The sequence below is a fragment of the Bradyrhizobium sp. 2TAF24 genome, assembly GCF_052115025.1.
Classification (GTDB): domain Bacteria; phylum Pseudomonadota; class Alphaproteobacteria; order Rhizobiales; family Xanthobacteraceae; genus Bradyrhizobium_A.
The window spans coordinates 117,748-130,774 of record NZ_JBFRFW010000008.1; the positions used below are offsets into that span (position 1 = coordinate 117,748).

Sequence of the window (13,027 nt, forward strand, 5' to 3'; positions counted from 1 at the left end):
TGCGGCCCGTCCCCCGGGAAAGGACCGTCGGCGGGGGCGACTTTGCCGGCGATTCTCCCCAACTCGTTTCGCGTCGGCCCGACGCGAGCAGCTATTGGCGGCAGGATCAGCCGCGGCCGATCGGCAGGGCCACGAAGCGCGATCCGTCGCCCGAACGCACCCGGATCAGCACGCTGCTCTTGTTGTCCTTGCGGGCCTCGGCCAGGGCGTCGCGCACCTCGTTGGGGTTCGCCACCGCCTTGCCCGCCACCTCGAGGATGACGTCGCCTTCCTTGAAGCCGCGCTCGGCCGCGATCCCGCCCGGCTCGACGCCGGTGACCACGACACCTTCCTTGCCGGCGCCCGCCACCGAACTCGCCGGGGCGACGTTGAGGCCGAGCTTCGGCACCTCGATGCCGCGGGTGGCGCCGCCGCGATCCTGGTCCTGGTCCGCCGGACCACGGGCTTCCTTGCTGTTCGGCAATTCGCCGAGCGTCAGGTTGATGGTCTTGTCCTGCCCCTTGTGCAGGACGCTGAGCTTCACCGCGCTGCCCGGCGCAAGGCCGCCGACGGTGCGGGCGAGTTCGCGCGCGTCATGCACCGGCTTGTCGTTGACGGCCGTGATGATGTCACCGGATTCGACGCCGGCCTTCGCCGCCGGGCCGTTGGCCTGGGGCTCGGCGACCAGCGCGCCTTCCGCCTTCTTCAGGCCGAGGCTGTCGGCGATCTCGGCCGTCACCGGCTGGATCTGGACGCCGATCCAGCCGCGGCTGACCGAGCCCTTGTCCTGCAGCTGCTTGACCACCGACTTGACGGTCGCGGCCGGGATCGAGAACGCAATGCCGACGCTGCCGCCCGACGGCGAATAGATCGCAGTGTTGACGCCGACCACCTCACCGTCGACGTTGAAGGCCGGACCGCCGGAGTTGCCCTTGTTGACCGGCGCGTCGATCTGGATGAAATCGTCGTAGGGGCCATTGCCGATGTCGCGGCCGCGCGCCGACACGATGCCGGCGGTCACGGTGCCGCCCAGGCCGAACGGATTGCCGACCGCGAGCACCCAGTCGCCGATGCGCGGCTGCGCCTCGGACAGCTTGGCGAACGGGAAGTCGCTGCGGCCATCCACCTTGATCAGCGCGAGATCGGTACGCGCATCGGTGCCGATCACCTTGGCGGCGTAGGTCTTGCCGTCATCGGTGGTCACCTCGACCTTGTCGGCGCCGGACACGACGTGGTTGTTGGTCACGGCAAAGCCATCGGCCGAGATGAAGAAGCCCGAGCCCTGGCCGGTCACCATGCCACGACCGCCGCGCGGGCCACGGCCGCCAGGAATGCCATCAGGACCACCAAAGCGGCGGAAGAAGCGCTCCATCGGCGAGCCCGGCGGGAACGGCGAGTCGTCGCTGTCGTTCGAGGTGACCTTCTCGTTGATCTTGACGCTGACCGAGATCACCGACGGCTTCACATGCTCGACGATGTCGGCGAATCCCACCGGCTGCTGGGTATTGCGCAGGGTGTTGTTGACCTGCGCGTGTGCGGCGGTGGTCAGGATATCGACGTTACCCAACGCCGGGCCGAAGCCATAGGCGGCAACACCGAGGCCGGCGACCACCGAAGCCATCAGCGCAAGCTTGCGCACCGACAGCAACGAGCGGCGCGGCGGCGTGTAGGACGGCAGCGACGAAAAATCGACGGGACGATCAGTCATGAAAATCTCCAGGCCCTCGGCTGTGCGTGGTGCGGCTGCACCTTGGATGGCCTGAAGATGGCGGATGCGCCCTTACGGCGCTCTGTCGGCGGGATTAATCTTTGGTAATGAACAGCGGCGCCTTGTCGCGGGTGCCGGCGGCAGCGAGCGGGACGCGGCCAAAACGGCCGTTTCGCTGCGGCGGAGCAAGCTCCGGCAGCGCGCTGAAAACGTTCAGGACGACGGCGTCTCGGGCGATCCGTCGGCCGCCATCAACTGCTTGAGCCGCGCTTCCTCCGCCACGGTCAGGCCATCCACGGCGACCGGAGCCGCCTTGCCGGTGCCGACGGCTGGTTTACGGCGCACGTGCCACCACAGACCGAGACCACCGCCGAGCAGCACCAGCGGCGGCAGCAGCCACAGCAGCAGCGTCTCGTTGTTGAATTGCGGCTTCAGCAGGACGAATGCGCCGTAGCGCGCAACCAGGAAATCGATCACCTGGGCGTCGCTGTCGCCCGCGGCGATGCGCTCGCGCACCAACAGCCGCAGGTCGCGCGCCAGCGAGGCGTCGGAATCGTCGATCGACTGGTTCTGGCAGACCATGCAGCGCAGCTCGCGCGACAGCGCCCGCGCCCGCGCCTCCTGCGCCGGATCGGCCATGATCTCGTCGGGTTGCACGGCACGGGCAGCGCCCGTCACGACGAGCACGATCGCCACTACCAGCCCGCACATGGTCGCTGCCACCCGCACGCCGCCTACTCCGCCGCCTGCAGGGCCTGCGCGGTCTTGCGCGCCGCACGCGGCGCGCCGACCCGCAGCCGCCGGTCGGACAGCGACAGCACGCCGCCGGCCGCCATCACCGCGGCGCCAAGCCAGATCAGCAGCACCAGCGGCTTGTGATAGATGCGCACCGCCAGCGAGCCGTCGGTGTTGGAATCGCCGAGCGAGATATAGAGCTGGCTGACGCCGCGGGTCAGCAGCGCCGCCTCGGTCGTGGACATCCCGCGGGTGGTGAAGCTGCGCTTCGACGGTGTCATCACGCCGACGCTGCGGCCGTCGACGTCGATGATGAAGCGGCCGACCATCTCACGGAAGTTCGGCCCCTGCCGCTGGCCGAAGTCCGCGAGCGTCGCGTGGTAGCCACTGATCGCGACGCTGTCGCCCGGCTTCATCGCCACGATGCGCTCGCTGCTCCAGGTGGTCTCGCAGACGATGCCGATGAGGGCGACGCCGAGGCCGGCATGGGCCACGGCGGTGCCCCACGCCGCACGCGGCAGGCCGCGCGCGCGCCGCAGCGCAATCGAGAGCGGCGCGGAGAACAATGCGGTGCGCTCGGCAATGTCCGTGAGCGCGCCGAGAATGACGAACACCGCAAGCCCGATCGCAAGCGGCGCCAGCACCGCGCCCCCCCGCGTCCACGCCAGCAGCACCGCCGCCGCGACGAGCCCGACGCAACCGGCGGCGATCAGGCGCTGCGCCGCGCCGAGCAGGTCGCCGCGCTTCCAGGCCAGCAGCGGTCCGAACGGCACCGCGACCAGCAGCGGCAGGATCAGCGGCGCGAAGGTGAGGTTGTAGAACGGCGCGCCGACGGAGATCTTGTCGCCGGTCACCACCTCCAGCACCAGCGGGTAGAGCGTGCCCACGAACACCGTGGCGCAGGCCGTGGTCAGCAGCAGGTTGTTCAGCACCAGCGCGCCCTCGCGCGAGATCGGCGCAAACAGCCCGCCCTGCCGCAACGCCGGAGCCCGCCAGGCGTAGAGCGACAGGCTGCCGCCAATGAACGCACACAGGATCAGCAGGATGAACACGCCGCGCGTCGGGTCGGTGGCGAAGGCGTGCACCGAGGTCAGGACCCCGGAGCGCACCAGGAAGGTGCCAAGCAGCGACAGCGAAAAGGTGAGGATCGCGAGCAGGATGGTCCACACCTTCAGGGCGTCGCGCTTCTCCATCACCAGCGCCGAGTGCAACAGCGCGGTGCCGGCAAGCCAGGGCATCAGCGAGGCGTTCTCGACCGGATCCCAGAACCACCAGCCGCCCCAGCCGAGCTCGTAATAGGCCCAGTACGACCCCATGGCGATGCCGAGGGTCAGGAAGATCCAGGCCATCAGCGTCCACGGCCGCACCCAGCGCGCCCACGCCGCATCGATGCGGCCTTCGATCAGTGCCGCGACGGCGAAGGAGAACGAGATCGAGAAGCCGACATAGCCGAGATAGAGCATCGGCGGATGCACCGCGAGGCCGATGTCCTGCAGCACCGGATTGAGGTCGCGGCCCTCGATCGGCGGATTGGCGATGCGCGCGAACGGGTTCGAGGTGATCAGGATGAAGAGATAGAATGCGCTCGCCACCCACGACTGCACCGCCAGCACCAGCGCCCGGAGCGACAGCGGCAGGTTGCCGCCGAAGGCGGCGACGAGGCCGCCGAACAGCGCCAGGATCAGCACCCACAGCAGCATCGAGCCTTCGTGGCTGCCCCACACGCCGCTGATCTTGTAGAGCAGCGGTTTCAGCGAATGCGAATTCTCATAGACGTTGACGACCGAGAAGTCGGAGGTCATGTGCAGCGCGGTCAGCGCCGCAAACGAGGCGATCACGAAGATCATCTGAGCGAGCGCGGTGGAGCGCGCCACGCCCATCAGCACCGGGTCGCGCAACCGCGCGCCGAGCACCGGCACGCTCGCCTGGATCAACGCCAGCGCCAGCGCCAGCACCAGTGCATAATGGCCGGCCTCGGCGATCATTTCGCAGCTCCCTCGGCGTGCCCCGGCTTGCCGTAGTCGTCCTTCCAGTGGCCCTGCTTCTTCAGGGCATCGGCGACGTCCTTGGGCATGTAGGTCTCGTCATGCTTGGCAAGCACGGTGTCGGCGCGGAACACGCCGGTCGCGTCGATCGCGCCCTCGGCCACCACGCCCTGCCCTTCGCGGAACAGGTCCGGCAGGATGCCCTGATAAGTGACGGGCAGCGTCGCATTGCCATCAGTCACCTCGAAGCGGGCGGTTAGCTGGTCGCCGCGCACCACCGATCCCGGCTGCACCATGCCGCCGAGGCGAAAACGCCTGCCGGGCGGGATGTGCTTTTCCGCGGCCATGGACGGGGTCGAGAAGAACACGATGGAGTCGCGCAGCGCATTGAGCACCAGCGCCGTCGCCACGATGAGCACGGCCGCCGCCGCGCCGATCATCGTCAGTCGCCGCTGCTTGCGCGTCATGGCCGGCCTCCCGACCGGAGGCCGAAGGCGATGCGGTCAGCCATCAAGTCCGAGCCCCTTCAATGCGTCGTTCAACTGCTTCAGCCGTTCGGCATTCTGCCCGAGCGCCGCACGGGCATCGGCGAGCGCCGCGCGCGCCTTGTCGGGCTCGCCGAGCACCATATAGGCGCGCACCAGGCGCAGCCAGCCCTCGACGTCGTCGCCGTTCTGCTGCAGCCGTGTGGCGAGACGATCGACCATGCCGCGGATCATGGCGGTGCGGTCGCCTTCCGTCATGTCCTTCGCGGCGGCCATCGCGTCACCAGACAGCGCCGGCGCTACGGCGCCGCCGCCGACGCGCGCGAGCGCCGACTGCACCAGCGGCCGCCACGGCGCATCGGCCGGCGCGGCCGCCAGCATCGCACGCCAGATCGCCGCGGCATCCGCCGCTCGGCCGTCCTGCTCGGCGGCGAGGCCGAGGAAGTAGCGCGCCTTGGCTTCGTCGGCGCGCAGCGCCACCGCGCGCTCGAACTCCGCCTTCGCTTCCGCCGTGACCACGCCATTGGCTGCCGTCGCCAGTGCCTCGCCGAGGTCGGCATGGCGGCCGGCACTCTCGCCGTTGGTCGCCAGCGACTTGCGGAACGCCTGCACCGCCTCGTCGAAGCGCCCGAGCTTCATCAGCACCGGCGCCAGCACCTCCCAGCCGCGGCCGTCGGCCGGGTTCTTTTCGAGATGCGCCTCGACCTGGGCGACCAGAGTGTCGAGCGAGGCGGTCGCCACTGGCTGACGCGCGCGCTCGGCCAGCGGGAAATCCGGCAGCTGTGGCGAGCCGAGCCGCAGATAAAGCGTAACCGCGAGCAGCGGCAAGCCGACCAGCGCCAGCAGCGCGGTCGCGCGCCGCAGCGCCGGGCGCGGCGACACCGCAGCCTCCGCATCGGCATCGGACGCCGCGATCAGCCGCCGGCCGATCTCTACCCGCGCGGCTTCCGCCTCCGTGGCGCCGATCAGCCCGGCGGCGCGGTCACGCTCAATTTCCGCCAGTTGATCCCTGTAGACGACGCTTTCGCGGCCCCCTTGCGTGGAGCCGGTCCGACGCCCCAACGGCCACAGCACGGCAAGCACTGCCGCCGCAGTCATCAGGGCCAGAACAAACCAGAGCGACATCAACAAGGGTTCCAGAACACGCGCCGTCGGGCATCCGGGCGGGTTACATCATGACTGGAACCCACGTGCAATTGACATTTCCGGTAGAAAAAATCCCGCCACCGGCGCAGCCTCCGCAAGCGGAATCAGCAGCGGATCTCAGCCGGTGCGGGAACTCTTGCGTTCGCCGGACAGCGCGACGTCCGCGGCCTTGCGCATCAGCGAGGCATAGTCGTTGCCGAACAGCAGGTCGCAGAAGCGGATGGCGGTGTCCATCTGCATCTTGCGGAACGGACGCGTCTTGCTGTCGCTGGCGCGCAGCGATTCCACCAGCGCCTCGGTGGAGGCCTCGGTGTAGTGCTGCAGATCGGAGAAGGTGCGCAGCGTCACTTCGTTGATCGCAAGCTCGCTGGCATAGGTGCGGCAGATCGCGACGAAATCGATCAGCGCCGCGGTCTCGTCGATTTCGGTCGGGTCGAGCTTCGAGCCGGCATGAATGTCCTTGTCCGGACGCGGCCGCAACAGCCGCCGCACCCGCCCCGGCACACCTTCGATTTCCGACTTCAAGGTGTTGGAGATGTCGACCCGGATCGCCGACAAGCGCTTGCCCCACGACGACTCGGTGCGGATGTCGAGCTCGGCGCGCAGGCCGCGCAGACCGTCATGGATGGTCTTGAGATGGTGCGACAGGCTGTCCATCCGCCCCTGCTTGATGTCCTGGCGCAGGTCCGCGACCATCTCCGAGAGGTCGTGGATCACCATGCTGACGGCGACCCCGTAGGTGGTCGCCGCGACGCGGATTTCGTCGTCGGAACCGGCGACCGCGACCGCAAGACGGATCACCTGCCACGGCGACGCCAGGCGCTGCATCAGCAGCGACAGGGTGAATGGCAACGTCTGCGGCGTCTGTAGCGACGGCAGATTGATCACCGACTGCACGGCCGCGAGCTGGGTGTCGTTGAGGTTGCGGATGCTGCTGGACGTCCGTGTTCCGAACGCTTCCAGCGGCTCCCGGTTCTTGAGCACGGCGGCGATCGACACCAGGTCCTCGACCACGCTGGGGCCGCCGATCCGGCTCAGGGCGCGCTGGTCGCCGCGGCCCGCCGGCGACACGATCTGGTCCATCGCCGCGGTCGCCGCGATCTGGACTTTCCGGACGGCCTGGTCGACCGCCGGCCCTCCCGTGCGCAACGCTTCCAGCGCCTGGATTTCTGCGACGGCGCCCTCGCGCGCCAGCCACGCCCAGACCGGCCCGAGCGAAGACCGCCGGATCTGGCCCGGGCGCAACGCAGCGCTGCCCTCCACCAGGAACGACTCCAGCGGCCGGAACACCAGACGTGACGGTTCGTCGGTCCGCGCGCGCTCGTTGTCGTCGGACGTCCGCACGATCAGGCGCAACTGTTCCAGCACGAGCGAGGCCACAGCCATGTTCTCGCCGCGCTCCAGCGCCCGTTCGAATTCCCGCATCAGCAGCGCCTGGGATTTCAGCGGCAGCTGAGCCAAATACTCCCTCAAGCGCTCGGTGGACTGTGTCGATAGACCCATAAGCCGATGGTCCGGTCGAAAAGCATCATTTCCACGGGCAAGCAGCCGCTTTCCCGGCGGTTTTCACCCTTTGCCGACTCATACCAGCGTCGTTCTTAAGAACGCGTTGAGGAACAACGGTTTGGGAGCGGGATTCGAGCGCTTTGGACGCCCCCTGTCCTAGCCTTTCCGGCGCTGGCGGAAGGCCGCCACCTTGTGGCGGTTGCCGCAGGCCGCCATGCTGCACCAGCGCCGCCGGTGGGACTTGGTCCTGTCATAGAACCACAGGGAACAGGTCGGATCCTCGCATTTGCGGATCAGATCGAAGTCGCCGGTCGCCAGCAGCTCGGCCGCCGCTTCTGCCACCGGCGCCAGGAGGTCGGCCGGGGTCCGCACGCTGCGCCGCCGCAGCAGCCGGATCTCCCCACCATCCGCCACCAGCTCGAGATGGCTCGCCGCATGAGCCAGCAGAACATTGAGCTCCGCCGCATCGATCGCGGCGCCCTGCTTGCGCCGCACAACCAGCGCGCGGACGACCTCGCGCAGGGATCGCGCTGCCGTCACCAAACCGGTGCAATCCGCCGCGGCCACGGTTGCCGCGTCATGCCACCCCTGCCCGACGAGCCAGCCGGCCACGTCCACATCCGAGCGCCACAGCTCCAGCGGCTGGCCGTTCACCTGAGAAACAGTGTTCAGAAACTCCAGCACCGGGTGGTCCGCCGGGATCTGCAGGCGGAGCACCTGCTGGCGGAGCTGCTCGAAATCCAGGGAAGCGGATGCTGTCATCTCATGGATGTAACCTTTTAAATGCCGGTTGACAAGTTACTCGCTCGATGTAACCAATAAAAGTACATTTAGCGGTTTCATTGGAGCTAACCATCATGCCCGCCACGTCGCGCCTGCCCGCCATCCCCCGCACCACATTCCATTCCGTCGGCGCCGACGGCGTCGAGGTCTTCTATCGGGAGGCGGGGCCCCGCGACGCACCTGTGATCCTGCTGCTGCACGGCTTCCCGACCTCGTCGCACATGTTCCGCGATCTGATCCCGCGGCTTGCCGGACGCTACCGCGTGATCGCGCCCGACCTGCCCGGCTTCGGTTTCACCACCGTCCCGGCCGAGCGCGGTTACGTCTATTCGTTCGATGCGCTGGCACGCACGGTCGGCGCCTTCGTCGACACGCTCGGCCTCGATCGCTTTGCGATTTATGTGTTCGACTATGGCGCGCCGGTGGGGCTGCGGCTCGCGCTGGCGCGGCCGGCACAGATCACCGCGATCGTGTCCCAGAACGGCAATGCCTATGAGGAGGGCCTCAGCGATGTCTGGAATCCCCTCCGCGCCTACTGGAGCGAGCCGACACCGGCGAACCGCGATGCGCTGCGCGGTTTCCTCACCCTCGATGGCTTTCGCTTCCAGTACCTGACCGGGGTCGCCGACGAGGCAGCCGTCGCCCCGGAATCCTACACCCTCGACGTCGCGCTGCTGGAGCGTCCGGGCAACGCCGAGATCCAGCTCGACCTGATGCTGGACTACGCTTCGAACGTTCGCCTCTACCCCTCGTTCCAGGCCTATTTCCGCTCGGCCAAGCCGCCGCTGCTGGCGATCTGGGGGCGGCACGATCCGTTCTTCATCCCACCCGGCGCCGAGGCCTATCGCCGCGACAATCCGAATGCGCGGGTCGAGCTGCTCGACACCGGGCACTTTGCGCTGGAGACCCATGTCGAGGAGATCGCCGCGGCGATCGACGACCTCCTGAGCGCTGCGACAACGCGCTGAGCAGCCCGCAAACGCCTACGACCGGCACCGTATTCACGGTGCCGGTCGCAGAGCGTCGATCAGCAGAGCAAAGACGCGCTGGCGTCAGGACACCGGGGTCCAGGTACCGTCGGGATTGCGACAGGCCGTGCCGCGCGCAATCTCCGGGCTGCCGTTGATATAAATCGTGTGGGTATAGGAGCGGCACTTGGTGCCGCGCTGGTCATAGGCCGGCCCGGGCACGATGTTGCCGTAGCGACCGCTGTCGGGGTTGCGCCACGCCACCGCGGCGCCGGAACGGCCGCGCTCCAGCGCATTCATCTCCGCCTCATAGGCGTAGCGCTTGTCCTGGTCGTCGAGCGAGGCGCCGATGCGGTTGCCGATCAGGCCGCCGATCGCGGCGCCGGCAAGCGCAGCGCCCACCCGTTCACCAGTTCCGCCGCCGATGGTCGATCCGATCAGCGCGCCCGCCAGGGCGCCTCCGACCGTGCCGGCATTCTCCTTCGGCCCGCCGTCCGAGGCGCAGCCCGCCAGGGCAAGCGCCATGACCGAGGCCAGAACGATCTTCGTCTTCGACATAAGTCCCCCTTGTACAGCGCCCCTGCGGCCCGAAGTCTCGCAGGAACAGGAAGCCTTGCAGGAACAGAACGAATGCGGCGGAAAGTCGGCCGCGGCCAGCGGCAAGCTCAAGCGGCTGGCAGCACCAGCTCGGCCCGCAGCCCGCCGATCGGCGCACTGTCGAGGGCCAGGCGGCCGTGGTAGAGCGCCGCGAGGTCGATGACGATCGAGAGCCCGAGGCCCGATCCCGGCTTCGACTCGTCCAGCCGCTGTCCGCGCCGCGCCACCTGCGCCCGCTCCGCCGGCGCCAGCCCAGGCCCGTCATCGTCGACCACGATGCGGAACATCGGCGGCCGGTCGGACGTCGCAGCCTCCGTCAGAATTTCGATCGACACCCGCGAGTGCGCCCACTTGCAGGCGTTGTCGACGAGGTTGCCGACCATCTCCTCGAGATCCTGCCGTTCGCCTCGAAACTTCGGCTGCGCATCGCCCTCCACGTCGATGGCGATGTCGCGATCGCGATGGATCTTCTCCATGGTGCGGCGCAGGCCATCGATCACCGGCGCGACCTCGGTCACCGTGCCGACAACCGTGACGCGGGCCGCAATGCGCGCCCGCTCCAGATGATGGGCGACCTGGCTGCGCATCACTTCAGCCTGCTCCAGCACCTTGGCCGCGAACAGATCGTCACCATGGACATTGGCCTCGTTGACGATCACCGACAGCGGCGTCTTGATCGCATGGGCGAGATTGCCGACATGGGTGCGGGCGCGCTCGACGATCTCGCGGTTGGCCTCGATCAGTGCATTGGTCTCGCGCGCCAGCGGCGCGATCTCGACAGGAAACCGCCCCTCGAGCCGCTCCGCACGGCCGGAGCGGATCGCAGCCAGCGATTCCGAGATGCGCTTGAGTGGCGCGAGGCCGAACCGCACCTGAAAGATGGTGGTGAAGACCAGGACCAGCGTCAGCGTGAGGAAGGTGCCGCCGAGATAATAGTCGAAGGTACGGGTCTCGTCGAAGATCTCGGTGGCGTCGCCGGCCACGGTGACCAGGAACTTGCCGTCGCTGCCGAAGTCGACCTGCCGCTCGACGATGCGCAGCCGCTGCTCCTCCGGCCCATTGACATAGCCGAGGCGCACGCCGGCCGCGGTCAGGGTGCCGGTGGCATCGTCAAGCTTCGGCAACTGCTTGTCCCACAGCGAGCGCGACGAGCGCACGTCGGGCTTGTCACCATCGACCCGGCCGATCTGCCAATACCAGCCCGACAGCGGAATCTCGAACAGCGGCTCACCCAGCGACTGGAACTGGCGCTCGCCGGTGCTGTCCTCAGGCGTCGCCGCTTCCGCGATCAGGGTGCGCAGATAGAGATTGAGGCGACGGTCGAACGAACGTTCGACCGCCTGGCGATACACCGACGACAACACGAAGCCGGTGATCACCAGGATCACCACCACCCACGCGGTCGCCGACAGGAACAGGCGGGTGGCGAGCGAACTACCGCGCATCGACCGGAGGCGTCAGCATGTAGCCCAGCCCGCGCACGGTCTGGATGATGTCGACATCGAGCTTCTTGCGGATGCGGCCGACGAACACTTCGATGGTGTTGGAGTCGCGATCGAAGTCCTGGTCGTAGAGATGCTCGACCAGCTCGGTGCGGGAGACCACGCGGCCGGCGTGGTGCATCAGGTAGGCCAGCAGGCGATACTCGTGCGAGGTCATCTTGATCGGATTGCCGTCGACACTGACGCGGCCGGTCCGGGTATCGAGACGCACCGGACCGCAGGTCAGCTCGCTCTGCGCGTGCCCGGTGGCGCGGCGCAGCAGCGCGCGGATGCGCGCCAGCACTTCCTCGAGATGGAAGGGCTTCGGCACATAGTCGTCGGCGCCGGCATCGAAACCCTGCACCTTGTCGCTCCAGCGATCGCGCGCCGTCAGGATCAGCACCGGCATGGTCCGGCTGTTGCGGCGCCAGGCTTCCAGCACCGAGATGCCGTCCATCTTCGGCAGGCCGATGTCGAGCACGACCGCATCATAGGGCTCGGTGTCACCGAGGAAATGTCCCTCCTCGCCGTCGAAGGCGCGGTCGACCACATAGCCTGCATCGGTCAGCGCGGTGGTGAGCTGACGATTGAGATCGGGATCATCCTCAACGACAAGAAGGCGCAAGATCGTCTCCGCAACATTCGACCGGCGAGATTGCCGTATCCAACAAGACCCTTTCCGGGGTGAATGCCCGATGAACGGCGAATTGCACGCAACCTTACATTTTTGTCACGCAACGCTCTGTCGCGCGGCCGGCTTGTCAACGCGATCGCTTCGACCACGTCTGATCGAATCCCACCCTATCACGTCATCGGCGCCTGCGTCGTGCCAAGCGGCACGTTGACAGGCGGCAGCGGCGATGCTCTGTCCCCCAGTCATGCTTCGCCGCCTGCCGTTGCTCCTCGCCGCCGTCCTGTCGATCGCCTCGCCTGCCGCCGCCATGGTCGGCGGCGCCCCTGCCGACGCTGCCGCGACGGCGGTGGTCACCATCGTCGGTTCCCGCGGCAACTTCTGTACGGGCGCATTGATTGCGCCTGATCTCGTGATGTCGGCAGCGCACTGCACACTGCCGGGCGCGACCTACAAGATCGTCGACTACGATACCGGCAAGCAGCCGCGGCTGCGCGACGTCAGGCGCGTCGCGGCCCATCCGGACTTCAATGTGCAGGGGATTTTGGCACACCGCGCCAGTGCCGACGTCGCCTTGCTGCAGCTCGCCGCCCCGATGACCGGGCGCACTGCCGCCCCCTTCGGCGCACCTCGCCCGCCGCTCGCCGCCGGCAACGGCTTTACCGTCTCCGGCATCGGCGTCACCGTGCAGGGTGATGGCCGCAGCGGCGGCGTGGTGCGCAGCGCGGCACTGGTCGCCACCGGCCAGCCGGGCACACTGCAGATCCGCCTGGTCGATCCGGCCACCAACAATGCACGTCCGGGACTCGGTGCCTGCACCGGGGATTCCGGAGCACCGGTGTTCGAAAACCACAACGGACGCCCGACGATCGTCGGCGTGGTCAGTTCGTCGACGGGCGCCGACAATGTTGCCGGCTGCGGCGGCCTCACCGGGGTGACGCCGCTGACGCTCTACCGGGACTGGATTCAGCAGACCGCGCGCGGCTGGAACATCAGCCTGCCGGCGGTCCCCTGACCGGAACC

General features: G+C 68.1%; 12 protein-coding genes. 2 read left to right on the forward strand and 10 right to left on the reverse strand.

Features of this window, described 5'->3' with window-relative positions; translation table 11 throughout:
- Positions 1–106 precede the first annotated feature (106 nt).
- From AB4Z37_RS14520 to AB4Z37_RS14550, 7 genes are all read right to left on the reverse strand, one after another.
- Positions 107–1,687 (reverse strand): Do family serine endopeptidase, encoded by a 1,581-nt coding sequence (locus AB4Z37_RS14520; RefSeq protein WP_441517437.1) that lies wholly within the window; start codon positions 1,685–1,687, stop codon positions 107–109.
- Between the two features lie 213 nt (positions 1,688–1,900).
- On the reverse strand, positions 1,901–2,398 hold the full coding sequence (locus AB4Z37_RS14525) for a cytochrome c-type biogenesis protein (RefSeq protein ID WP_441517581.1): 498 nt from the start codon (positions 2,396–2,398) through the stop codon (positions 1,901–1,903).
- A gap of 23 nt (positions 2,399–2,421) precedes the next feature.
- Complete coding sequence (locus tag AB4Z37_RS14530) at positions 2,422–4,407, reverse strand: heme lyase CcmF/NrfE family subunit (RefSeq protein WP_441517438.1); 1,986 nt, start codon at positions 4,405–4,407, stop codon at positions 2,422–2,424.
- Positions 4,404–4,874, reverse strand: coding sequence for a cytochrome c maturation protein CcmE (ccmE, locus tag AB4Z37_RS14535; protein WP_441517439.1), 471 nt, complete (start codon positions 4,872–4,874; stop codon positions 4,404–4,406). Before ccmE ends, AB4Z37_RS14530 begins: the two co-directional genes overlap by 4 nt.
- A gap of 36 nt (positions 4,875–4,910) precedes the next feature.
- Entirely contained in the window at positions 4,911–6,017 is a 1,107-nt protein-coding gene (gene ccmI, locus AB4Z37_RS14540; protein ID WP_441517440.1) for a c-type cytochrome biogenesis protein CcmI, read from the reverse strand.
- A gap of 138 nt (positions 6,018–6,155) precedes the next feature.
- On the reverse strand, positions 6,156–7,541 hold the full coding sequence (locus AB4Z37_RS14545; RefSeq protein ID WP_441517441.1) for a hypothetical protein: 1,386 nt from the start codon (positions 7,539–7,541) through the stop codon (positions 6,156–6,158).
- Positions 7,542–7,700: 159 nt separating this feature from the next.
- On the reverse strand, positions 7,701–8,306 hold the full coding sequence (locus AB4Z37_RS14550; protein WP_441517442.1) for a CGNR zinc finger domain-containing protein: 606 nt from the start codon (positions 8,304–8,306) through the stop codon (positions 7,701–7,703).
- A gap of 95 nt (positions 8,307–8,401) precedes the next feature.
- On the opposite strand from AB4Z37_RS14550, the gene AB4Z37_RS14555 reads away from it, so the two are divergent.
- Positions 8,402–9,295 (forward strand): alpha/beta fold hydrolase, encoded by an 894-nt coding sequence (locus AB4Z37_RS14555; RefSeq protein WP_441517443.1) that lies wholly within the window; start codon positions 8,402–8,404, stop codon positions 9,293–9,295.
- Positions 9,296–9,379: 84 nt separating this feature from the next.
- Here the strand turns inward: AB4Z37_RS14555 and AB4Z37_RS14560 are convergent, their stop codons facing one another.
- The 3 genes from AB4Z37_RS14560 to AB4Z37_RS14570 all read right to left on the reverse strand — a co-directional run bounded on the left by AB4Z37_RS14560 (position 9,380) and on the right by AB4Z37_RS14570 (position 11,998).
- Positions 9,380–9,853: an RT0821/Lpp0805 family surface protein gene (locus tag AB4Z37_RS14560; RefSeq protein WP_441517444.1), complete on the reverse strand. Its 474-nt coding sequence runs from the start codon at positions 9,851–9,853 to the stop codon at positions 9,380–9,382.
- Between the two features lie 107 nt (positions 9,854–9,960).
- Entirely contained in the window at positions 9,961–11,337 is a 1,377-nt protein-coding gene (locus tag AB4Z37_RS14565) for an ATP-binding protein (RefSeq protein ID WP_441517445.1), read from the reverse strand.
- Positions 11,327–11,998, reverse strand: coding sequence for a response regulator transcription factor (locus AB4Z37_RS14570; protein WP_441517446.1), 672 nt, complete (start codon positions 11,996–11,998; stop codon positions 11,327–11,329). Before AB4Z37_RS14570 ends, AB4Z37_RS14565 begins: the two co-directional genes overlap by 11 nt.
- A gap of 253 nt (positions 11,999–12,251) precedes the next feature.
- On the opposite strand from AB4Z37_RS14570, the gene AB4Z37_RS14575 reads away from it, so the two are divergent.
- Positions 12,252–13,019 (forward strand): S1 family peptidase, encoded by a 768-nt coding sequence (locus tag AB4Z37_RS14575; RefSeq protein ID WP_441517582.1) that lies wholly within the window; start codon positions 12,252–12,254, stop codon positions 13,017–13,019.
- Positions 13,020–13,027 lie beyond the last annotated feature (8 nt).